The sequence below is a fragment of the Rheinheimera sediminis genome (assembly GCF_004005375.1).
In the GTDB taxonomy this organism is placed as follows: Bacteria; Pseudomonadota; Gammaproteobacteria; order Enterobacterales; family Alteromonadaceae; genus Pararheinheimera.
The window spans coordinates 93,196-114,454 of record NZ_RZUF01000005.1 but is presented as its reverse complement, the minus strand read 5'-3'; the positions used below and the strand labels follow the sequence as shown (position 1 = coordinate 114,454).

Sequence of the window (21,259 nt, the reverse complement as noted above, 5' to 3'; positions counted from 1 at the left end):
ATGTCACGCGGTATCATTAAAGGACACAACAATCACAATCAGACCCTAAAAACTCAGGCTGTGTGGCTAGATCCAAAAGATACAGCCATTTAAGAATAAGTATCAGGGCTTGTGTTTCCACTGAATAAATTCCAGCGCCAGCTCTGGCGTGACAAATACTGTTGCATAGAGCTGGTCTGGATTATGTGGATCCAGATGTATGCCTAATAATTGATAAGGCAGTTGGCTCAATTGTGTTTCACCTGTGACAATATTATGTCGCTCAAGATGCCCCAACATGCCGAAACGATAGTGTTGCTGTCCCTGTAATAACCAAAGAGCTACCAGGTTTGCATCACTTGATGTTTTGAGTTCTATGTCACTTTTTCCACCATCAATATAACGTATCAACTTGCCGTCACGGTGATAATGCAATTGTCCGTGAGCATCGAACTGCGCAAAAGTGCCTGCAGAAAAGGTCAATTGCGTTAACTCGTTGCTGATTAAATCCAATTGCCACAGATTCTGGCTGTTGTCTTGGAGTCTGGTCAGTACCAGACCGCTGTTATCAGGCAGCCATACCGCCTGGCCAACGTCATTACTTTCCAGTTTGTTGATTAATTGCTGGCGCTGGTTGTCATATAAATGCAAGTTACCTTGTTTATGGAAAGCAATATAGCGACCATCACCCGACCAGTTGATACCGCCAAGACGCTGATCGTCCGGAGCAAACTCTGTCAGTTGCACATTCTGCCCCTTTTTATGCAGCCATAGCTGCCAGCTACCTGTCCAATTGGCGGAGAATGCATAGCTGCTGCTATCTACTGGTGAGACAGCCAGATCTGCAGCACTTCCTGCAACATCATCAAGCAAGGTGATTTTCCGCTCTGTAGCATCAAAAGGCCGCTCTATTTTAATCAGTTGCATAGAATTTTGGGTGGCGTTGCCTGCGGTAAAGCCAGATATATAAGCTTGATCTTCTGCGAGCATAGTCAACTCTCCCAGAGTTACGCCCTCAGGAAGCTTAATCAGGCTCTTACTTTTATCTGTTATATTCAGCTGCAATATGCCATCGCCACCAGGTAAAATGAGACTAGCCTGATCAATGCTCCAATCTAAACCTAATAGAATCAAAGGAAAGGGTAAGCTCGCTACTCTGGTATGTTCTCTGGTGCTGGGCTCATAGATGTAGATATCGGGTTTATTGGATTCTGGCATCAGAATATAGGCCAGTTTGCTGCCATCCGCAGACAAAGCCACTATAGTAACGCCAAGACCAGCTGAGGGAGCCGCTAGCAAGGTTTGTACTGTGCCACTAGCCAGATTTTCAGCCAGCAGGGCATTGCTGGAATACAAGCCGCCATTGCTTTTACTGTAATACAGCCATTGTCCATCTGCACTTTGTTGTGCTGTGCCAAAGTTAAGGCCTGAGCAAGAGGTTAATGTGGTGACCTGATACTGCGGGTACTTGCTGAAATCATAATTCTGGTATTTACAATCCTGGCCATCTTTGCCTATGACCTGAATTAACAAATTGCGGCTTAATGGTTGCCAGTTTTGAATGTTATACAGATTGTTGTTCCCTTCAATCACAACTTCTTGCAAAGCGCTGCCTGTGCCTATACCCAACTTACGTACTACGACTCGCAAAGTGCCATCCGGTTGTGAGTGGCTGTAGGCTAGTAGTTGTTTATCCGGGGACAACAAAGGCCGCGATTCAATGCCTTTAAACCAGGTCACTTTTTGTCTGGTGACAAGTTCCATTTCGACTAGCCGGGGTTTGTCATCCTGCTTTGAACTCTCAAGGGGTAAAGCTGGCTTTGGGTTAAAAAAATAAAAAATGACTGCTGTTGTGGCTAGTAGCAAAGTGGTTAGTGCAATAAACCAAAGCGGGAAGCGTCGTCTATATGGTGTGGCTTGATCTAAGACAATGCTTCCATCGTTAGTGACTTGTTCAATGTTGATGTTTGTTTGATGCGGTAACTGCAGGCTATACCCTTTGCGATGGTGAGTTTTAATCAGTGACTGCGGTACTTCAGGATGTTGCAACGCTTTTCGAAGTTCTGATATGGCGCGGTTGATCGCGTTGTCATCCACATAACTTTGCTGCCATATAGCGTCGACAAGCTGTTGGCGGGAGATTATTTTGCCGGGATGTTCAGTAAAATAATGCAGTAGTTTAGATAACAGAGGTTCCAGCTCTATCCGTTGAGCCTTGTCATGAATGCTGTAATCGTCTGGTGTAAAAGTCCATGGTCCCAGCTGCATCTTATCCATCTGTTAATTATTCTTCCATTTTTTAACCAGATGTAACTTTAACAGATGCAACTTCTGATTCAAGTGAAATAAGCGGGGTCCTGAAAAACCTTATTATTTCGCCATAAGATTTTCATAAGGTTTTATTAAGTTAATTAAAAACAATTGCTTACGTTGTTTTTTCTTACCAATAAATTGCTTAGATCCAGATAAGAGACTTTCTTAGATTTGTTGGCTAGATTGAGCTCAACAACCTGACGGACAGGCAGTAAGTCCGGTGTTGTCAGCAGACAAAATGTCACTTACTGAAGCAATAGAAGGGCTAACAAGATGAAAAAAATCAAACAAGCAAGCATACGTGTCTTTATCATGGCTACATTATTCATCAGCGCTGCGGCACTGGCTCAGGGCTCAGAGCAGACAACTGAGGTGGTTCAACCTCAACCTCAACCTGAAGCTATGGTTCGGTTCAATACAATAAGTGAGTCAGTTGTTCAGGACCTTAGAGCTCAATTGAATCACAACATTAAGCATCAAGTAAACATGGCCTTGAGTCATTCAGTTGAGTCGATTCAGCCCTCGTTGCGTTAATACCAAAAACCAAAAGGCTGTCAATCGGCCTGTATAAGTTCAACATACACTTTCAGGACTATTACTATGAAACTAACAAGGTTATTTAAAACAAGTTTAAGCGCATTTGTACTGACGTCAGCTTTGGCATCGCCCTCAGCTCTGGCTGAAACTTCCGTCTGGAAGGTGAGTAAAGGTAATGATTATCTGTATCTTGGCGGCACAGTGCACCTGTTACCTGAGTCAGCTTTTCCATTGCCGGCGGAATTTGGCAAAGCTTATGCAGACTCCGACACTCTGGTGTTAGAGACTAAAATACCAGAACCCACAGATACCGAATTTCAAACTGTGATGTTAAAGGCTATGTCTTACAGCGATAGCAGAAGCTTATCTAAAGTGTTGTCGCCTGAAGTCTACAAGCAGGTGAGTGACTACTTCGCACCTTACGGTGTGCAGCTACAGCAACTTGATGGTTATAAACCCAGCTTTATTATGATTCAGATGTTGGCGCTGGAAATGATGAAAGCACAGATGGCGGGTGAAGGGGTTGATAGTTACTTTGATAAGCTGGCACAAACTGACGGTAAATCAATACTGTATCTTGAGACCGTAGAGAGTCAGATTAATTTGTTGGCGAATATGGGCGAAGGGTATGAAGATGCCTTTATGAAAATGAATCTGGAACAGTTTAGCGACTTTAAGCAGTATTTCTCCGCAATGATCGACGCCTGGCGAGCCGGAGATATGGCTGAATTGAACACTCTTGCAGTTGAACCCGCCCGGCAGTTGGATCCAAAGCTATATCAGGCTTTATTTGTTCAGCGTAATCAAAACTGGTTGCCACAGATTGAACAGATGTTTGGCAACAGCAGTAAAGAGTTGGTGCTGGTTGGAGGTGGCCATTTGGCGGGTGAGCACAGTGTATTGACATTATTGCAGCAGGCTGGTTACAAGTTGGAGCAGCTCAGCTTGTAGGTTTTTTTGGGGCAGAGTTAGCAAAATTTTAGCAGTTAGTATCCCCCATGAGCCGCATTAGACGTGAGTGGGGGTTATGATTCTCTGCACTGGATTGATAGGTTGGTGTCTATGAGTAATGTGTTGCTATGCCGCACTAAGTCAGTGCAAGAATACAAAAACATGTTTATTATCAGTGGTATATGGTTGACTGTCTGGATGGTTGCGAATTTAGGCTTATTACACAGCCTGATGTTTTTTGCTTAGACAGTCAGCCCTGTCGTTCAGCTAAATTTCACCCTGCTCCTGTAATCTGCTGCATTATCTATTAGAATAACCGCATCGAAATTACATGGATTTTTTTATGGCTTTAAATGTTGTGATCCTAGCGGCCGGTAAAGGCACGCGGATGAAATCTGCTTTACCTAAAGTACTGCACAAGGTGGCTGAACGCTCTATGGTGCAGCATGTGATCGACACGGCCCGTTCATTGGGCGCAGAGTCTGTTAACCTGGTCTATGGCTATGGCGCAGACCAGCTGAAATCTGCTTTAGGTGAACAGGATTTACACTGGGTATTACAAGCCGAACAATTAGGTACTGGCCATGCGGTGCAGCAGGCTGTGCCTCATATCGCAGATAACGACACTGTGCTGGTGCTGTACGGTGATGTGCCTTTAACCCGTAAAGAAACTTTAGAGCAACTGCTGGCCGCGAAATCTGCCGATGGTTTAGCTGTGCTGACTGTGCATCTGGCAAACCCTACAGGTTATGGCCGTATGGTGCGTGAAAACGGTAAAGTGGTGGGTATTGTCGAGCAAAAAGATGCCAACGCCGAACAGCTGAAAATTACTGAAGTAAACAGCGGTATTATGGCTGTACCTGGCAAACAACTGAAAAAGTGGTTAAGCCAGTTACAGAACAACAATGCTCAGGGCGAATTTTACCTGACCGATATTATCGCTATGGCGCATAAAGAAGGCGTGGACATTACAACGGCTCATCCTGCCACTGCCATTGAAACTGAAGGCGCCAATAACCGTGTGCAACTGGCACAGTTGGAACGGGCATATCAGGCGCGTAAAGCAGAAGAGCTGATGTTAAACGGCGCTAACCTGCGTGATCCTGCCCGTATTGATATACGGGGTGACGTCACAGTCGGCAACGACGTAATGATCGACATCAACGTGATTTTTGAAGGCAAAGTGGTGCTGGGCAATGGCGTTATTATTGGCCCTAACTGCGTGATAAAAGATGCAGTGATAGGAGATAACACTGAAGTGAAAGCCAACAGTATGATTGAAAAATCCACTGTTGGAGTTGGCTGCTCTGTCGGTCCTTATGCGCGTATCCGTCCGGATTCAGTATTAGCCGACGACAGCCATGTAGGTAACTTTGTTGAACTGAAAAAAACTACTTTAGGTGTGGGTTCTAAGGCCAACCATTTAACCTATTTAGGTGATGCAGTAATTGGCAGCAAAGTAAACGTGGGCGCTGGCACTATTACCTGTAACTACGATGGCGCCAACAAGTTTGTTACCACTATTGAAGACGGTGTTTTTGTCGGCTCCAACAGCTCTTTAGTGGCTCCTGTCACTTTAGGACAAAACTCTACTGTTGGTGCAGGTTCTGTAGTTACAGCCAGTGTCGCTGCCGATGAGCTGGTCGTTGCTCGTTCTAAACAGCGTCATATTAGTGGTTGGAAAAGACCTCTGAAAATTAGCAAAAAATGAGCTGTTGAGCAAAACAAAAACCCGTCTTTCTGGCGGGTTTTGCGTTTTGGGCATTTTACTTTTTAGCTGATAATTTCAATTTGAGGGCAGCGCTGATGAAAAAAAGCTTTCACTGCCGGTAGCTGCTCCAGCGGAAAACTGAATTTCAACTTACCATACATAGTGTAGGGAAAATCTATAAAAGCTTTGGTGTCATCCAGTTTATCAATGGCAACTTTTTTGACATTTACAGCTTCCACCTGATGTTGTTTCACGTGAAGCATTTCGCCTTCCAGCCGCAATTGGCTGAACGGGTCGTCAAAAAATTCTGGAAACAGCTGGTGATTTTTGTTGTTGTTGCTAAAAGGCAGTACAGCAAGCAGAATCGAATACACAAAAGGAGTAAACCAGAGTTGACCCAGCTCAACGTAAAACATACTTAGCAACAGCAGAGCACTTCCACTCCAACTTAAAAAAGCCCAGCGCTTTGCCTTTTTATCTGCCAATATTTGTTTAAATGTCATCCATTACTTCCTGTTTTCTGTTACACTCAGCCGGATAAAAATACACAGGAAAATCAAGTTAATCCAACTATTTAACAAAAATTTAAAATAAAATCTCCAGCCAGCGGATGGGGAACAATAAATACGGAGCGACCAGAGGCTGCTGATGTAAATTGAAACTTAGCCACTGCAATACCGAATCAAAAACCAATAGAACCAGCACCAGCACGATAAATGCCGTAGTAAGTTGCCGTAGACCTGGTAACTTGATTTGTTCTGGTGTTTTCATGCTGTGCCTGCCGTTTCCCTGATGTTCTGATACTAAGTCGGACTTGTGACGACAATAGTTGGAAGCTATACGAAAAAAAATCAGCATAGGTTCAGCCGAACTTGCTAGAGTTCGCGCCAAAGCTGCATAAAATGGATAACATCACCTTGAAAAAACAAAAGATTTTGACGCTTGCGCTGCTGCTCTTAGCCTCCTGTACCCAATTAAATCGCATCGATATGTTCAGTCTGAAACAACAGGAATTGCAGACTGTAATCTTGGAACAGTTAGAGCAACAACAAGGCAAAGGTAAAATGCTGGGTTTGCCTTTGACCTTAACAGTCCAGCAACTGGAGTTGCATTTGGCTCCGGACAATAAGCAGCAGATCGAATTAAAACTGGCGCTTGGGGCTGAGGTGGACGCCTTATTTAAACCCTTGCATACGGATCTGAAATTACACTTATCGGCTTTACCCTATTTTGACGATGAAAAAAACGCCATTTATCTGAAAAATTTAAACATTTTGGATTCCAGTGTTGGTAGTGGCAGTTCTCAGCTCAAACTTGCCCCATTAAGCAACGAAGCCAAAGCCATACTGAGCGAAGTACTGAACCGCCAGCCGATTTATAAGCTCGATTGCAGCAAAGTGACAGAAAAAGTCTTATGTGGCATGCCTTTAACTTTAGTGTTGCAACCGGGCGAGCTGCTGTTAAAGCCTAACTACTCTGCTCAGTAACCACTGCTTTACCAGCAAGGCCCCAATTGGAGGGCCTTTTAGCCTGTTCAGCGTAAAGATAAACCGATCCAGTTGCAAATGATTCTCATTTGATTTAGAGTGGCGCCTATGAATTAAATGAGATCTATTCTCATTAACTGGAGCGCCCTATGTTTAAACTAAAACCCCTGCTTTGTTCAGCCCCTTTGTTGTTGGCTTTTACTGCGACAGCACACACACCCTATCTGGCACCAGCCAGCTTTGAGCCTTTGGCTGGCTGGGTCACGCTGGACGCTGCTTTTGCTGAGAAGTTTTTTGTACCCGAAGTAGCCTTTGATCAAAGCGAATTTCAAGTGCTGCAACCCGATGGCAAAGCTGTTACCCCAAAAGAGCTGTTTGTAGGTAAAACCCGCACTGCGGTGGCTCATCAGTTGGAGCAAGACGGCACTTATAAATTCAGCACAGGCCAACGTTTTGGTGCTGTATTTCGTAGCTGGCAACAAGACGGCAAAACCCACAATAGCAGAGATCCAAAGGAACAAATTCCTGCTGGTGCGAAATTAACGGCGCATTTCCAGTCGGTGACCTTGTCTGAAACTTATGTCAGCAAAGGTGCGCCAAGTCAAACTGCATTAAAACCAAGCAATCAAGGGCTGGAGCTGGTATTCCAAAGTCATCCAAACGATTTGTATATCCAAAGCCCGATCAAAGCCACTGTGCTTTATAACGGCAAAGCTTTGGCTGAACAAAAAGTGCAGGTGTATCCAGCCGACTCGCCAGAAGCTGAAACCAAAGCTTCCAAAGAACTGATGACGGACAAAGAAGGTCAGCTGAATTTTGAATTGGATAAAGCCGGTACCTATTTGCTGCTGACCCGTTTTCGTACCGATGCACCAGCAGGTGCCAAAGCCCCAACCTACAGTTACAGCTATAGCGCTGTAGTTGAAGTGACTGAATAACAGGAGTAGATGATGCAACGAAGAAGCACAGCCCTCACTTTATTTTTAGCCATCAGCAGCTGTTATTTAGCTGCTGATGAAAAAGCGCCAAAAAAACCGGCTCATCAGCCTACAGCTCAGGGCAAAGCCAGTTTTATTCAGGATTATGATTTGAATAAAGACGGCACTGTCAGTCAGGCCGAATTTGAGCAGGTACGGCAGCAACGTTACGGCGCCATGGATGAAAATCAGGATGGTCAGGTGTCAGTGGACGAATACGTTAATGAATACGCCGGTCGCTTGGATAAAAAACTCGAGACCGAACGCACAGGCCAAATTAAACAAACGCTGGTGCGGATTGAAGCGCTTGATACCAACAAAAGCAAAGCCATAGGGCAGGACGAATACAATGCCTCAGGTGATAAAGCTTTTGCCTACATCGACACCAATAAAGATGGGGTAATCAGCAAAGCCGATCCGCTGCCAGAGCGCGAGCGTAAACCCGACGCCAACCAAAGAGTACGAGCCCGCCCGGCCTTAGTGATGCCAACGACACACAGTGTGGACGGTATGCTGGCTATGTATGACCAGAATGGCGACGGTCAAGTCGACAAAGTTGAATACCAGCAACAACGTGATGCCGCTTTCGCCCGTACCGATCTGGACAAAAACGACGAGCTGAGCAGCGATGAATACCTGAGCGAGTTTGTAGACCGTCTGGATCGCCAAATCGCGAAAACCCGAACCGCCCAGTTAAAGCAGGCTGCAGTGCGCTTTAAAGCTTTGGACAAAGACAATAATCAGCAAGTCAGCAGTGCCGAGTTTAATGCTTCAGGTGAGCGTATGTTCAAACGCTGGGATACAGATCTAAACCAGCAAGTGACTATGGCTGAAGCTTTGCCTGTTATTAACAACGAACAAACCAAAGGTACGGCTGAGTAATGAAGAGTTTTGTCTGGCCTTTGACGCTATTAACCTTGGTTCCTTTGATGGTGCTGGCAACCCCTGTCAGCTTCCAACAGGATGTTGCAGGGAAGCAGCTGAAACTGCAACTGGAAGGCGTCAGCCAAAAGGACTGGCAGGCCAGACTACCCCAGTTTCAGCACTGGTTAGCCGCTGCTCAACCAAAACAGCACGAGTTAATTCAGCTCTGCGAAGAATGGCGCACACTAAGCCAGCATAGCTATAGCTGCCGGCTGGGCGCTATAGCCCAGCAATGGCAACAAGCGGTAAAAAACCAGGTATTACCAGACAGAGTGGAGCTACGCCGTCAAACCAGAGCCATAGAACAGCAAGCTGTTTCAGCTGCTAATTACAATACGCAAGTATGGCAGCTAGACGGCTTAGCCAATGCCCGCTTGCTGGACGATGTTACTACACTGCTAAAAAGCTGGTTCCCAGCGTTAAAGCAGATAGATTTACAATCTGGTGTCAGCCGGGTGTTATGGTCTGATGCGCTCAGCACAAAGCTGAGTCTGGGCACTGAACAACCGTTGTTACAGCAACTGCAGCTAAGTTCGATTGCTTTAGCTCAGACCGAAACCGCCAAAACACAGCAGGGCTACAAAGTATCGTACCGGACTTTTAGCCCGCTGCTGAACCCGGCAGAAGGCTGGCCTGTCGAATACAGCCCAACAGCCACTGTGCTGGCTAAAGATGCTGTCACAGCCTATTTACTGGCGCAAAGTTTGGCGGTGCTCGATCTGAAGCAAGGCCTGCAGCTTACTGAACAACAGCAAGCCGCAGCTTTAATTAGAACTGATTCAGCCAACTGGTATGCGTCCAATTCCTGGTATGGCTATCTGGCGGATAAAAACCAAAGCCAGCACCAGAGGCTAGAGATTAGCTATCAGTTACCCAAATTCACTGATGGTAATTACAAAAGACCTTATGTTTCGGTTTGGCTGACCGATCAGCAGAAAAAACCTGTGCGCCAGCTTAGTTTGGTCGGCCAGCAAAGTCGCTGGTATCAGGAGCTGAATCACTGGTGGCGTAGGTTGGGTCGGAAAAACCCTGAACAAATAGATCAGATCGCTGGTGCTACCCAAAAGCCCGGTACTTACCAGTTGCAGTGGGATGGCCGTGATCAACAAGGTGCTGTGGTGCCCTGGGGCCAGTATCAATTGCATCTGGAAGTGGCGCGTGAACATGGTGGTCATGAACATTTAACTCTGCCTTTGAACTGGCAAGCCGATCTGCAGCCTGTGCAGCGGCAAGGTGCAGCTGAACTGGGCGTGGTGCGCCTGCAATTGCACAGTAAAGACGGCTAAGTTTGTAGTCGCTATTCCTGTCGAGTTGCCTGCCAACTCCTGTTGTTCTCCCTATTCTTTGAGTAGGGAGCTTTTTGTATTTTTAATTTTAAGCTGTTGAAAAATATAAAAATAATTTCATTTTTATTGTTGAGAATAGTTCTCATTTGATCTAGCATGACGCCATCCTGTGGACTTACCACAACTGTTTAGCTCGTCAAGGAGAGCGCCATGCCCTGTTCTAAAACTGTAATTGCTGTTGCTATTAGCAGCTTATTTTCCACTTCCCTGTTGGCAGAAGTTGCAGCAGAAGAGGCCGCAAAAGATTTGTCGCAACTGGATGCTGTGACAGTTACAGCTACAGCACTTGAAGATAAAAAATCGACCACAGCCAATAGCACAGTGCTCAAAGCCAAGCAGCTGGAACAGCAGCAGGTACAGCGTTTAGAAGACATGGTGCGTTATATCCCGGGCGTCAGCTTAACTGACCAGGGCCGTTTTGGTTCTGCTGGCTTTAACATCCGTGGCCTGGAAGGCAATCAGGTCGCAATTACGGTCGACGGTTTGTCAGTCGGTGAAACCTTAAACCCGCCCACTTATGCCTTTTATGATTTCTTTGCGGCCGGCCGTGGTGGTATAGACCCGGATGCGGTAAAACAAATTGAAATCGTCAAAGGTGCTGATGCCATAGCTGCAGGCAGTGGCTCTTTAGGTGGCGCCGTGCTTTTCGTCACTAAAGATGCAGCAGACTACTTAGAACCAGAAGGCAACGACACTTTTGTCCGGTTAAAAGCGGCTTACAGTGGCGCCAATGATGAAACTCAGGGCACTGTGACTGTGGCAAACCGTAGTGGTAAACTGGAAGCTTTGGCCGTGCTGACCAAGCGTGAAGGTCACGAAATGGAAAACTATGCCGACTCAGCCGAACGCCAGGCCATTACAGGCTCTGGCCGCCCTGTTGCAGATCCTCAGGACAATAACAGCCACAATATACTGACCAAATTAAAGTACCAACTGACAGAGGCTCAGGATATTGGCCTGACCGCTGAGTTATTTAAAGCAGATATAGATACCAACAACTTATCCTGGTTAAGCCGCAGTTACCTGACCCGTACCAGTGACGACCAGCAGGAACGCAGCCGTATTGGTCTGAAATACAATTGGTTAGCCGGTCATCCACTTTTTGATGGGTTGGCAACCAGCCTGGATTATCAGAAAACCAACAATGACGCTTTCACCCTGATGCTTGCCCCTGCCAGTGTAGCCCGTTTATGTACTACCGGCCCTTGTTACCGCAGTGAAGACCGGGATTACCAGCAGGACTTGCTGAAGTGGGCTTTTGCCTTGGATAAAGAACTGCAAACTCAGGGTAGCAGCCATCAACTGGTGTACGGCGGTGCTTTGGAGCAAAAGTCGGTTGATTTCTCTGCCATTGATACTAGCTACGTTGGCCAAACTATGGAAATTGCCCGGCAAGATATAGATCCGGATTTTGTACCAGAGACTGATGCTGACTTATGGCACCTGTATGTACGCGACAGTATTAAATTTAATAACAGTGCTTTTAGCTTAACTAGTGGCCTGCGTTACGATCATCTGTCATACAAACCTCAGTTAAATACTGGTTTTACCGATGCGACAGGCACAGTGCAGGACAGTAGCTTCAGCGCAGTGACAGGTCAGATAGTGGGTCACTATCAGCTGACAGATCAGCAAAGTGTAGCGCTGCAGTTAGGCCGTGGCTTCCGTGCACCAAGTACAGAAGAAATGTATTTCCAGACCTCATCCGTCAGCCGCACTGAACAAGCCACTGGTAAAGTAGTGACAGGTTTATATGGTTCTTTATCTAACCCCAATTTAGAAGCTGAGTACAGTACTAATCTGGAACTGGCTTATCAGTGGCAAGGTAACAATAGCAGGATCAAAGTGGCGGTGTTTAAAGATAACTACCGCGATATGATTGAAAATGTCACCAAAGTACAAAACCCAGACACAGTGTATGAAAGCTGCACCAGCTTCGGCTGTACTGTCACTCAAGGCAACCCTTATACCATCAACGAAAACGTCGGTGATGTAGATGTGGCAGGAGTCGAGCTGCAAGGCGCCTGGCGCTTTAATCAAAACTGGAGTGCTCAGTTCTCTTATAGCCATCATGAAGGTGAAAAAGAAAATGGCGACCCGCTGATCACTATAAGCCCAGACAAACTGGTTGCTGGTGTTAGCTACCGCGCCACCGACTGGTGGAGTCTTGCGACTAATTTAAGCTACAGCTCTGAAGTCAAAGCCAAAGATGCGTATGAAACTGAAGAAGACGGCACTCAAACCCAATTAGTCACCTACCTACCAAATAGTGCCACGGTAGTGGATGTCGTCAGCACTATGGAGTTTGGCGACAACTGGTTACTGAATCTTGGTGTTTATAACCTGCTGGATAAAGAATACTACCGCTGGGAGCGTATTCGTTATGCCGCCAGCACACGGAACAATATTAGTGCCGATGGTATCCAGAGGTATAGCGAACCAGGCCGTTATGCCAAGTTGAGTGTCAGTTATAGTTTCTAAATCTTTGCTGATATTGGATGAAAGCTCCAGACGGGCGCGGATAAACCGCGCCCCTACATTACCCTGGTCTTTTGAGAGATGCTCAACCACCTGCTGGGAAGACAGGTGGTTTTTTTATTCGCAGCCATCCGTGGCGCATTCCGGCCAGTGGACTGAGCCACTGGCGCTCATCCGGACATTGCCAAACTGTTGGCAATGCTATTTCCGGCTTCGCCCTTCGGGCCAATGCTTGGCATTGTTAAAAATCGTTCCTGACGATTTTTTCTTTAAAAAACAAAGATTATATCGGGGAAAAAACGTTATAATGTCACAGGTTTTTAGCTTGGCTTTGGCTGCCTGGCCCTGATCATCTTTATCTGCTGTTATTACCCATAGGACAGGATTGTATATGTTAACTTTGTTTATCCTGCTGGCTGCCTTTTTGGTGATGCTGGTATCCCTGTCCGGGGCCGTGTTATTTCTGCTGCCGCAAAGCAAACTCCAACGTTTTTTACCACTGATTTTAAGCCTGGCCGTAGGTGTATTGCTATCGAATGCCTTTTTGCATTTGTTGCCTGATGCCCTGCACCATCAGGACTCACCGCGCGAACTCTTTGGCTGGGTGTTAGCTGGTTTATTAGGTTTTTATTTTCTGGAGCGTGCGCTGCAACATGGTCATCCGCAACTCCCTGATCAGGCAATAAGCACAGCCAGTTACGGTAAAGTGAATCTGGTGGCTGATGGAGTTCATAATTTTATTGATGGTGTATTGATAGCAGGCAGTTTTTTGGTCGACCCTTTATTGGGGGTGACGACCACTGTGGCTATTCTGATCCACGAAATTCCACAGGAAATTGCTGATGTCGCTGTATTGCTGCACGCTGGTTTTAACCGCAAAAAAGCTCTGTTGTATAACCTGCTATCGGCCAGCGCTTGTGTTTTAGGTGCTGTGGCCACTTTAACCATTAGTCATTGGTTAACCCCTAATTTAAATATCTTATTGGCTATTACTGCTGGCGCTTTTATTTATTTAGCCAGTGCAGACTTAATGCCACTATTACGTAAAAATGTCGATCAACCATTTTGGTTACATAGCTTGATGATGGGTTTTGGAGTGCTATTAATGCTGTTGCTTCTCGGTCCTGAAGCCTCACATCACCATTAAGTTGTAATAGGGGCGCAGGCTTGCTCCTGCCTTGCCATGCGCACCTCGGTATCATTAACCGGGCGGGTTGTAGGGGCCGTGGCTTGTCCCGGCCCGTCCATCTGCACCGCGGTATCATTAGACGTGCGGGTACAAGAACCGCCCCTGCATTTTTTATTTAATATGCCCCGATACCTTCTTCACCAAAAATCTAACCCACAATAGTTGAATTTAACTTTCACTCTTGCACTTACCTTTCGTTTCTGTAAAATGCCTTTCGAAACGAAACTTAAGTGGTTTGCAGATGAACAAACGAAACACCCAACAACGTCGCCGCGCTATTCTTGACCTGCTCAACCAGCAGGGCGAAGTCAGTGTGGATCAGTTGGCTCATCATTTTGAAACCTCTGAAGTGACTATTCGTAAAGACTTATCTGCGCTGGAAGACAATGGTCTACTATTGCGGCGCTACGGTGGTGCTGTGCAGGTACCACAAGAATTAATCCAGGAAGCTGCGGTCGAAAAGGTTTCGGAACGAAAGCAAATTCTGGCGAAAGCAGCGGCAGAGCTGATTCGCGACCACAACCGCATTATTCTCGACAGCGGCAGCACCACGGCCGCTTTATTGCCTGAATTGTCACATAAACAAGGTTTAGTGGTGATGACCAACTCCTTGTCTATTGCCAATGCCTTACGTGAACTTGAAAACGAGCCTACGCTGTTGATGACAGGTGGCAGTTGGGATCCGCAGTCTGAGGCTTTTCAGGGCCAGCTGGCGGAGCAGGTGTTACGTGCATACGATTTTGATCAGCTGTTTATTGGTGCCGATGGCATTGATCTGCAGCGTGGTACTACTACTTTTAATGAGCTGACCAACTTAAGCCGTGTCATGGCCGAGGTGGCGCGTGAAGTGGTGGTGATGGTGGAATCCGACAAAATAGGTCGGAAAATCCATAACTTAGAATTGCCCTGGTCGTCTATTAAAATACTGGTAACAGACGACAAGTTACCCGCCAGCGCAAAACAACAAATAGAACAACAAGGCGTGAAGGTGATTTGCGCCCCCCTTGGCTCAGTGGAGTAAGACTTTATGTGTGGAATAGTAGGTGCTGTAGCGCAACGTGACGTAGTAGACATTCTGGTAGAAGGCTTACGCCGTCTGGAATACCGCGGTTATGACTCAGCTGGTGTGGCTGTGATAAGCCCAACAGGCGAATTACAACGTATCCGCCGCTTAGGTAAAGTAAAAGAACTGTCTGACGCGGTAAAATTAACCCCTGTTGTTGGCGGCACTGGTATTGCGCACACCCGCTGGGCTACGCATGGCGAACCTTCAGAGCGTAACGCTCACCCACACGTTTCAGGCAATATCTCTGTAGTGCACAACGGCATTATCGAAAACCACGGCCCGCTGCGTGAAATGTTAAAAGCCAAAGGTTATGTGTTTAATTCAGACACTGACACCGAAGTCATAGCGCACTTAGTGGCTGAAGAAATGAAAACTGCGGGTTCTTTGTTAGCTGCAGTACAAACTGCGGTAAAACAATTTAACGGCGCGTACGGCACTGTATTGATGGACCAAAACGACCCAAGCCATTTAGTTGTCGCCCGTTCAGGCAGCCCATTGGTGATTGGCTTTGGTATCGGCGAAAACTTTATCGCTTCGGATCAGTTAGCGCTGTTGCCAGTGACTCGTCGTTTTATGTTTTTAGAAGAAGGCGATGTGGCCGAAATTACCCGCTTTGGCGTCACTGTGTTCGACAAAAACGGCAAACAAGTAGAGCGCACTATCACTGAATCCACCGCCAGCTATGATGCCGGTGATAAAGGTCAGTATCGCCACTTTATGCTGAAAGAAATCTACGAACAGCCACACGCCATTAATAACACGCTGGAAGGTCGTTTAGGTTCTGATTCAGTATTGGATGAAACCTTTGGTAACGGCGCTGCTGAATTGTTCAAAAAAGTACGTCATGTGCAAATCGTCGCCTGCGGTACTTCGTATCACTCAGGTATGGTGGCCCGTTACTGGCTGGAATCTTTAGCTGGCATTTCCTGTAACGTCGAAATTGCCTCTGAATTCCGTTACCGCAAATCTTTTGTCCAGCCTGGCAGCCTGTTGGTCAGCATTTCCCAGTCAGGTGAAACTGCAGATACCTTAGCAGCCTTACGTTTAGCCAAAGAAGCAGGTTATATCGGCAGCTTAACTATTTGTAACGTAGCGGGTTCTTCGCTGGTACGTGAATCTGATCTGGCTTTTATGACCCGTGCTGGTGCTGAAATTGGTGTGGCTTCCACTAAAGCCTTCACCACTCAGCTGGTTGGTTTGTCTATGCTGACTTTGGCTATTGGTAAATACAATGGTTTAACGGTTGAGCAGCAACAGGACATGGTACAGGCCTTAAAAACTCTGCCAGCCAAACTGGAAGAAACCTTAACGCTGGCGCCAAAAATCGAAGCTTTGGCGACAGAGTTCGCTGACAAGCACCACTCTTTGTTCTTAGGCCGTGGCGATCAGTACCCTATCGCTATGGAAGGCGCGCTGAAACTGAAAGAAATTTCTTACATTCACGCTGAAGCTTATGCCGCAGGCGAGCTGAAACACGGCCCGTTAGCGCTGATAGACGCCGATATGCCAATTATTGTGGTAGCGCCAAACAACGAACTGCTGGAAAAGCTGCAGTCAAACGTGGAAGAAGTGCGCGCCCGTGGCGGTATTATGTACATCTTCGCTGATGTGGATGCGCACTTTAAATCAGACGCGACGCAGCGTGTGATCAGCGTGCCACACGTGCACCCGCTTATTGCACCAATCATCTACACTATCCCGCTGCAGTTATTAAGCTACTACGTTGCCATTATCAAAGGCACAGACGTAGACCAGCCACGTAACTTGGCCAAGTCGGTGACTGTAGAGTAAAGGAAGTTTTTCATTTGTTTTAAGGCCCGGCTTGTTCGGGCTTTTTTATTGGCTAGAAAATAAAATGTATATGACTCAATACAAAGCCGGCTTTTTTCGCAGCTTTTAACTTATTTATTTAGTGTTCACTAATATATCAAAGTGGTATATGCTTATATCTATAAGTTTGGGGTTTGGTTGTAAAATGAGCAGGTCTTTTGTTGCGACCACTATTTATTGAGACCACTAGTAGCACGAGAGGGGACTTATGATTGATTGGACGCATTTTACACCGCAGTCGGCTTTATCAGGTGGACTGATTATTGGCTTTGCGACCGCTCTGCTTTGGTTGCTAAATGGTCGTATTGCCGGAATTAGCGGTATTGCGGCCGGAGCTTTGACTTCTGTTGGCGCTGAGCGACAGTGGCGGCTGGCTTTTGTTTTGGGCCTGGTATCGTCTTCCTGGATTTGGTTAATGCTGGCTCCCTTGCCTGAAGTGGTGGTCACGTCTAATTACCAGCTATTAGCTTTGGCGGGTTTGTTGGTTGGCTTTGGTGCTCGTTTAGGCTCTGGCTGTACCAGCGGTCACGGCGTCTGTGGTTTATCCCGTCTGTCAGGACGTTCTTTGGTTGCTACTGTGACTTTTATGACAGTGGCTATGGGCACAGTTTTTGTTGTGCGGCATGTCGTCTAAGGAAAAATCTATGCGAAAAAACTGGTTTATATCCGCGAGCGCTTTTATCTGCGGTCTGCTGTTTGGTTTGGGTTTACTCATGGCTGGCATGGCAAATCCTGCCAAAGTGCTGGGGTTTTTAGATATCGCAGGCTTATGGGATCCGTCTTTGGCGTTGGTGATGGTTGGCGGCATAGTAGTGACTTTTATCGCTTTTACCATCAGCAAAAAAATGCCGCAAAGTCTGTTACAAACTAAGTTCAACTGGCCTGATGCGACTGCTATTACCCGACCTTTGCTGATCGGCAGCACCTTATTTGGTTTAGGCTGGGGCTTAGTGGGTCTGTGCCCTGGCCCTGCTCTGGTATTGGCAGGTTCAGGAGCTATAGAGGGGCTAATTTTTGTCGTTTTTATGTTGATTGGTTTTCGGTTGGCAGATGTCGTACAGGCCAGACTGAGTTAAACAGTCAGTTTCACCTTATAGCTCTGTCGCAATACACCTATACCCGTCGTCCTTGAAGTTGCTGCTTTGTTGACTACGCCCTCTCGCCCCACTCACATAGGTTTACTATGCTCCTGGGGTCTCACTGGCTTGTCGCCTCGCCGAACCTTCAAGTGTCTTGAGTATAAAGAAATGAAGCCGCATTAGTGCGGCTTCATTCGTATAGTGATCTGCAGCATATATCCTCTCAAAAGTGTTCAAAATTTCCGCTTGCTAACCTCTAATATGATCTGTTATACATATTACTATGTATTGCAAGGTATGCTTTATCGCATGGTTACTTTATGACAACAGAAGAGAAAGAAGAAAAAATTCAGGAAAAGTGGGAAGTACAGTTGCGTAAAGGCACGCTGGAGCTGGTGATTTTAGCTGCCCTGCAACACCGTACTTTGTATGGTCTGGAGCTGTTAAAGCTGCTGCAAAGTTTCAAAAGTGCCGCCATTACCGAAGGCACTTTATATCCGCTGTTAGACAGGCTGAAACGTGAAGGCATTGTGGATGCACAGTGGGTGCAGGACGGCGATACCAGACCACGTAAGTACTACAGTCTGACCGCCACTGGCCACCATAAACTGGCTGACTTGGTTACTTTATGGCGTCAGTCCGTGCTTGATATTGAATTCTTATTGGCTCATCCGGGCCCTGCCATTTTACCTGTTCAAGGAGAATAACAATGGAACAACGAGATCTCATTTATAAGTACCTGAAAGAGCTGGAGCGTTACCTGGCCAGATTGGAGAAGGCACAAGCGCAGGAAGTCCTAAAGGAAATTGAAAGTCATATTTTTGATGCGCTGGAGCAGCAACAAAGTTCAGACCAGGTTGAGGATGCCAGCACAATTTTGCGGGGTTTTGGTGAGCCTCGTCAGTTGGCCTTTGCCTATGTCGCTCATATCACGGATGGCGCGCCACCTCCTGCTGGTTTTAAAGCCATTCAAAAAGTAAAACAGGGAGTGACCGCGACTTTGTTCTACGCCATGGCCGTATTTGGTTTCAGCATTGCTGTTGCGCTGATTTTTGTTGCCGGAGCTGAGGTGTTTATGCCGGATTCGGTAGGGGTTTGGTCTGCTGGCAATGGCAACAGTATGGCTATTGGTTTCTTGGCTAAGCCTTATCCGGCTGAACAGGAATTACTTGGAGCTTGGTTAACGCCTGTAGCTGTTGTCGCTGCATTACTTGTGAGCCTCTTAACAAGACAAGTACTCAGACAGTTAAAACATCAGAGATAAGCAGCTAGCCCGAAGAGCCTATGCTGTGGTTTTTTGCTGCAAATAGGCTTTAAAATCTTTCGCCGACAGAGGTTTGCTGTAAAAGAAGCCTTGTCCAACCTGGCAGCCCAGTTCCAGCAGTTTGTGTGTTTGCGCTTCGAGTTCGATGCCTTCGGCTACGAGCTGTAAATTCATCGACTGAGCCAGAGAGATCACGGCTTTAACTATTTCCATATCACCTTTGTCGGTTAACATTTCATGCACAAAGGATTTGTCTATTTTCAGGACATCTACCTGAAATTTTTTCAAATAAGACAAGCTTGAGTAGCCAGTGCCAAAGTCGTCTATCGAAATACAAATACCGGCTGCCTTGAGCTGGCTCAGTATGTTTTGGGTTTTACTGACATCAAGCATCAGTGCACTTTCAGTGACTTCCAGCTCTAGCATACTGGCTGGTAATTGTAATTCTGTCAGCAAGTTTAAAATTTGCCTCACCAGTTGGGGGTTAGCAAACTGAGGTGCAGCAATATTGACAGATACAGGAACCTGAAAACCTAGTTGCCGCCAGCTCAGACACTCTTTACAAGCGCGGCGCAGCACTTGTAGCCCTAGTTCAGTGATTAAACCTGTCTCTTCGGCTAGTGGAATAAATTCAACAGGTGATACCCAGTGCCCCTGCTGATTTTTCAGGCGTGCCAAAGCTTCAGCACCTAACAACTTTCCTGTTTTTAAACAAAGTTTGGGCTGGTAATGCACCTGGAGTTGTTGGTTAGCTAAGGTATCGCGCAGCAGCAGTTCAAGCTGATGACGATGAATCATATGTTGTTCCAGCTCTTCGGAGAAAAAACTGGTTCTGTTGCGGCCCTCAGATTTTGCTTTAAACATAGCCACATCGGCATGGCGCATTAACATTTCGATGGTTTGGGCGTCGTCCGGAAAAATGCTGACGCCAATACTGACCGTCATCTGGTATTTTTTATCTTCCCATACAAAAGCCTGCTGAAACTGACTATGTACCTGGCTGGCAAACAAACTCACCTCCTCCACGGACCACAGCTCCTGTAGCACCAGCACAAATTCATCACCTCCTAAACGAGCCAGTGTAGTGCCTGCAGCGCAAATCGAACTCAAACGCTCAGAGACATGTTTTATCAGTAAATCACCCAGATTGTGACCTATGGAGTCATTGATGTATTTAAAGTTATCCAGATCAATCAACAGTAACGCCGATTTGTGGTGTAGCTGCTCTGCTCTTTTTAGAGCTTGCTCTATGCGATCGTAAAGCAGCACTCTGTTCGGTAAGTTTGTCAAAGGATCATGATTGGCTAGATGGCTCATTTTTAATGCCAGCGCCATACTTTCACTGACATCATGGAATACCACTATACTGCCATGGCACTGGCCATTGCGATCTATAATAGGAGCTGCAGAATCTTCCACCTGAAACAGTTGTCCTGAACGTGACACCAGCTGGCAATTTAATGCCATGGCCACTACCCGTTGTTCTTTTAACGCAAAATAAATCGGATTCCAGTGTGGCTCTAAAGTATGAGCATCCCGCAGTTGCATTACTTCTTCTATAGGCCTGCCTAATACTTCTCTGGCTAACCAGCCTGTCATACGTTCAGCAATAGGGTTCATAAAGCTGATTTTGCCATCCAGATCTGTGGCTATCACGGCATCACCAATGGAATCCAGTGTGACTTTTAACCACTCTTTTTCTGCCACCACTTGACGGCTGTAGCGGCTTAAATCCAATAAATTCTTAATTCGGATCCGGCTGGATACCGCATGCAAAGGCTTACGTAAAAAGTCTATGCCACCTTCAGATAGAGAGGTGATTTCATGTTCTATATCGATATGGGATGTCATGAATACAATTGCTATGTCACTGGTGATTGGATCTGCCTTTAAGGCCCTGCATACAGCAAAACCATCCATACCAGGCATTTCAATATCCAGTACTATCAGTTCAGGGCGATGCTGACGAGCCAGTTCGAGGGCATGAGGGCCATTTGTAGCAAAATACAACGTGGCCAAATTGTGTAAGAGCTCTCGTAACAGCAGCAAAGAAGATGTTTGGTCATCAACCAACAAAATTTTTGCGGCCAGCCCGTCCGACTGAGTACTTTGCATCAGATTATTCCCT

Annotated in this window: 20 protein-coding genes; 16 read left to right on the top strand and 4 right to left on the bottom strand. The window is 46.4% G+C overall.

From position 1 onward, the window contains the following. Window positions 1-102 precede the first annotated feature (102 nt). Entirely contained in the window at window positions 103-2,256 is a 2,154-nt protein-coding gene (locus EMM73_RS04695) for a winged helix-turn-helix domain-containing protein (RefSeq protein WP_261373329.1), read from the bottom strand. Window positions 2,257-2,565: 309 nt separating this feature from the next. Between EMM73_RS04695 and EMM73_RS04690 the strand changes: the two genes are divergently transcribed. The 4 genes from EMM73_RS04690 to glmU all read left to right on the top strand — a co-directional run bounded on the left by EMM73_RS04690 (window position 2,566) and on the right by glmU (window position 5,491). Then, window positions 2,566-2,826, top strand: a complete 261-nt coding sequence (locus EMM73_RS04690; RefSeq protein WP_127685303.1) for a hypothetical protein — start codon at window positions 2,566-2,568, stop codon at window positions 2,824-2,826. 66 nt (window positions 2,827-2,892) lie between these two features. Beyond that, a complete protein-coding gene (locus EMM73_RS04685) occupies window positions 2,893-3,780 on the top strand; it encodes a TraB/GumN family protein (RefSeq protein ID WP_127685302.1) in 888 nt (295 codons plus the stop codon). Between the two features lie 111 nt (window positions 3,781-3,891). After that, a complete protein-coding gene (locus EMM73_RS20290; protein WP_261373328.1) occupies window positions 3,892-4,026 on the top strand; it encodes a hypothetical protein in 135 nt (44 codons plus the stop codon). Between the two features lie 97 nt (window positions 4,027-4,123). Beyond that, window positions 4,124-5,491 (top strand): bifunctional UDP-N-acetylglucosamine diphosphorylase/glucosamine-1-phosphate N-acetyltransferase GlmU, encoded by a 1,368-nt coding sequence (glmU, locus tag EMM73_RS04680; protein ID WP_127685301.1) that lies wholly within the window; start codon window positions 4,124-4,126, stop codon window positions 5,489-5,491. A gap of 62 nt (window positions 5,492-5,553) precedes the next feature. On the opposite strand, the gene EMM73_RS04675 is transcribed toward glmU, so the two are convergent. Further along, window positions 5,554-5,994 (bottom strand): hypothetical protein, encoded by a 441-nt coding sequence (locus EMM73_RS04675; protein WP_127685300.1) that lies wholly within the window; start codon window positions 5,992-5,994, stop codon window positions 5,554-5,556. 82 nt (window positions 5,995-6,076) lie between these two features. Continuing rightward, on the bottom strand, window positions 6,077-6,349 hold the full coding sequence (locus EMM73_RS04670; RefSeq protein ID WP_127685299.1) for a hypothetical protein: 273 nt from the start codon (window positions 6,347-6,349) through the stop codon (window positions 6,077-6,079). 44 nt (window positions 6,350-6,393) lie between these two features. Between EMM73_RS04670 and EMM73_RS04665 the strand changes: the two genes are divergently transcribed. The 12 genes from EMM73_RS04665 to EMM73_RS04610 all read left to right on the top strand — a co-directional run bounded on the left by EMM73_RS04665 (window position 6,394) and on the right by EMM73_RS04610 (window position 19,131). Then, window positions 6,394-6,978: a DUF1439 domain-containing protein gene (locus EMM73_RS04665; RefSeq protein WP_127685298.1), complete on the top strand. Its 585-nt coding sequence runs from the start codon at window positions 6,394-6,396 to the stop codon at window positions 6,976-6,978. Window positions 6,979-7,127: 149 nt separating this feature from the next. Continuing rightward, window positions 7,128-7,916 (top strand): DUF4198 domain-containing protein, encoded by a 789-nt coding sequence (locus EMM73_RS04660; protein ID WP_127685297.1) that lies wholly within the window; start codon window positions 7,128-7,130, stop codon window positions 7,914-7,916. A gap of 12 nt (window positions 7,917-7,928) precedes the next feature. Then, complete coding sequence (locus tag EMM73_RS04655) at window positions 7,929-8,837, top strand: EF-hand domain-containing protein (RefSeq protein WP_186435128.1); 909 nt, start codon at window positions 7,929-7,931, stop codon at window positions 8,835-8,837. Next, complete coding sequence (locus EMM73_RS04650; protein ID WP_127685295.1) at window positions 8,837-10,165, top strand: DUF2271 domain-containing protein; 1,329 nt, start codon at window positions 8,837-8,839, stop codon at window positions 10,163-10,165. Before EMM73_RS04655 ends, EMM73_RS04650 begins: the two co-directional genes overlap by 1 nt. Before the next feature lie 210 nt (window positions 10,166-10,375). Continuing rightward, window positions 10,376-12,706 carry a TonB-dependent hemoglobin/transferrin/lactoferrin family receptor gene (locus EMM73_RS04645; protein ID WP_127685294.1) on the top strand — a complete coding sequence of 777 codons (2,331 nt, stop codon included), beginning with the start codon at window positions 10,376-10,378 and terminating at the stop codon, window positions 12,704-12,706. A gap of 388 nt (window positions 12,707-13,094) precedes the next feature. Beyond that, window positions 13,095-13,850 carry a ZIP family metal transporter gene (locus EMM73_RS04640; RefSeq protein WP_127685293.1) on the top strand — a complete coding sequence of 252 codons (756 nt, stop codon included), beginning with the start codon at window positions 13,095-13,097 and terminating at the stop codon, window positions 13,848-13,850. Between the two features lie 283 nt (window positions 13,851-14,133). Beyond that, window positions 14,134-14,913, top strand: a complete 780-nt coding sequence (locus EMM73_RS04635; protein WP_127685292.1) for a DeoR/GlpR family DNA-binding transcription regulator — start codon at window positions 14,134-14,136, stop codon at window positions 14,911-14,913. Window positions 14,914-14,919: 6 nt separating this feature from the next. After that, complete coding sequence (gene glmS / locus EMM73_RS04630; protein ID WP_127685291.1) at window positions 14,920-16,749, top strand: glutamine--fructose-6-phosphate transaminase (isomerizing); 1,830 nt, start codon at window positions 14,920-14,922, stop codon at window positions 16,747-16,749. 247 nt (window positions 16,750-16,996) lie between these two features. Then, window positions 16,997-17,422 (top strand): YeeE/YedE family protein, encoded by a 426-nt coding sequence (locus tag EMM73_RS04625; protein ID WP_127685290.1) that lies wholly within the window; start codon window positions 16,997-16,999, stop codon window positions 17,420-17,422. Window positions 17,423-17,432: 10 nt separating this feature from the next. Beyond that, a complete protein-coding gene (locus tag EMM73_RS04620; protein ID WP_127685289.1) occupies window positions 17,433-17,864 on the top strand; it encodes a DUF6691 family protein in 432 nt (143 codons plus the stop codon). Between the two features lie 323 nt (window positions 17,865-18,187). Further along, the gene (locus EMM73_RS04615; RefSeq protein WP_127685288.1) at window positions 18,188-18,574 is read left to right on the top strand and encodes a PadR family transcriptional regulator; all 387 of its coding nucleotides are present in this window, start codon (window positions 18,188-18,190) and stop codon (window positions 18,572-18,574) included. A 2-nt stretch (window positions 18,575-18,576) separates the two neighbouring features. Continuing rightward, window positions 18,577-19,131: an HAAS signaling domain-containing protein gene (locus EMM73_RS04610; RefSeq protein ID WP_127685287.1), complete on the top strand. Its 555-nt coding sequence runs from the start codon at window positions 18,577-18,579 to the stop codon at window positions 19,129-19,131. 18 nt (window positions 19,132-19,149) lie between these two features. Here EMM73_RS04610 and EMM73_RS04605 read toward each other — a convergent pair whose 3' ends face one another. Next, complete coding sequence (locus tag EMM73_RS04605; protein ID WP_127685286.1) at window positions 19,150-21,246, bottom strand: putative bifunctional diguanylate cyclase/phosphodiesterase; 2,097 nt, start codon at window positions 21,244-21,246, stop codon at window positions 19,150-19,152. Window positions 21,247-21,259: the final 13 nt, after the last annotated feature.

What these genes read in the sequence shown, in the direction of transcription:
- EMM73_RS04695 (WP_261373329.1), bottom strand. Translation starts at nt 2,256, where the DNA reads ATGGATAAGATGCAGCTGGGACCATGGACTTTTACACCAGACGATTAC.
- EMM73_RS04690 (WP_127685303.1), top strand. Translation starts at nt 2,566, where the DNA reads ATGAAAAAAATCAAACAAGCAAGCATACGTGTCTTTATCATGGCTACA.
- EMM73_RS04685 (WP_127685302.1), top strand. Translation starts at nt 2,893, where the DNA reads ATGAAACTAACAAGGTTATTTAAAACAAGTTTAAGCGCATTTGTACTG.
- EMM73_RS20290 (WP_261373328.1), top strand. Translation starts at nt 3,892, where the DNA reads ATGAGTAATGTGTTGCTATGCCGCACTAAGTCAGTGCAAGAATACAAA.
- glmU (WP_127685301.1), top strand. Translation starts at nt 4,124, where the DNA reads ATGGCTTTAAATGTTGTGATCCTAGCGGCCGGTAAAGGCACGCGGATG.
- EMM73_RS04675 (WP_127685300.1), bottom strand. Translation starts at nt 5,994, where the DNA reads ATGACATTTAAACAAATATTGGCAGATAAAAAGGCAAAGCGCTGGGCT.
- EMM73_RS04670 (WP_127685299.1), bottom strand. Translation starts at nt 6,349, where the DNA reads ATGCTGATTTTTTTTCGTATAGCTTCCAACTATTGTCGTCACAAGTCC.
- EMM73_RS04665 (WP_127685298.1), top strand. Translation starts at nt 6,394, where the DNA reads ATGGATAACATCACCTTGAAAAAACAAAAGATTTTGACGCTTGCGCTG.
- EMM73_RS04660 (WP_127685297.1), top strand. Translation starts at nt 7,128, where the DNA reads ATGTTTAAACTAAAACCCCTGCTTTGTTCAGCCCCTTTGTTGTTGGCT.
- EMM73_RS04655 (WP_186435128.1), top strand. Translation starts at nt 7,929, where the DNA reads ATGCAACGAAGAAGCACAGCCCTCACTTTATTTTTAGCCATCAGCAGC.
- EMM73_RS04650 (WP_127685295.1), top strand. Translation starts at nt 8,837, where the DNA reads ATGAAGAGTTTTGTCTGGCCTTTGACGCTATTAACCTTGGTTCCTTTG.
- EMM73_RS04645 (WP_127685294.1), top strand. Translation starts at nt 10,376, where the DNA reads ATGCCCTGTTCTAAAACTGTAATTGCTGTTGCTATTAGCAGCTTATTT.
- EMM73_RS04640 (WP_127685293.1), top strand. Translation starts at nt 13,095, where the DNA reads ATGTTAACTTTGTTTATCCTGCTGGCTGCCTTTTTGGTGATGCTGGTA.
- EMM73_RS04635 (WP_127685292.1), top strand. Translation starts at nt 14,134, where the DNA reads ATGAACAAACGAAACACCCAACAACGTCGCCGCGCTATTCTTGACCTG.
- glmS (WP_127685291.1), top strand. Translation starts at nt 14,920, where the DNA reads ATGTGTGGAATAGTAGGTGCTGTAGCGCAACGTGACGTAGTAGACATT.
- EMM73_RS04625 (WP_127685290.1), top strand. Translation starts at nt 16,997, where the DNA reads ATGATTGATTGGACGCATTTTACACCGCAGTCGGCTTTATCAGGTGGA.
- EMM73_RS04620 (WP_127685289.1), top strand. Translation starts at nt 17,433, where the DNA reads ATGCGAAAAAACTGGTTTATATCCGCGAGCGCTTTTATCTGCGGTCTG.
- EMM73_RS04615 (WP_127685288.1), top strand. Translation starts at nt 18,188, where the DNA reads ATGACAACAGAAGAGAAAGAAGAAAAAATTCAGGAAAAGTGGGAAGTA.
- EMM73_RS04610 (WP_127685287.1), top strand. Translation starts at nt 18,577, where the DNA reads ATGGAACAACGAGATCTCATTTATAAGTACCTGAAAGAGCTGGAGCGT.
- EMM73_RS04605 (WP_127685286.1), bottom strand. Translation starts at nt 21,246, where the DNA reads ATGCAAAGTACTCAGTCGGACGGGCTGGCCGCAAAAATTTTGTTGGTT.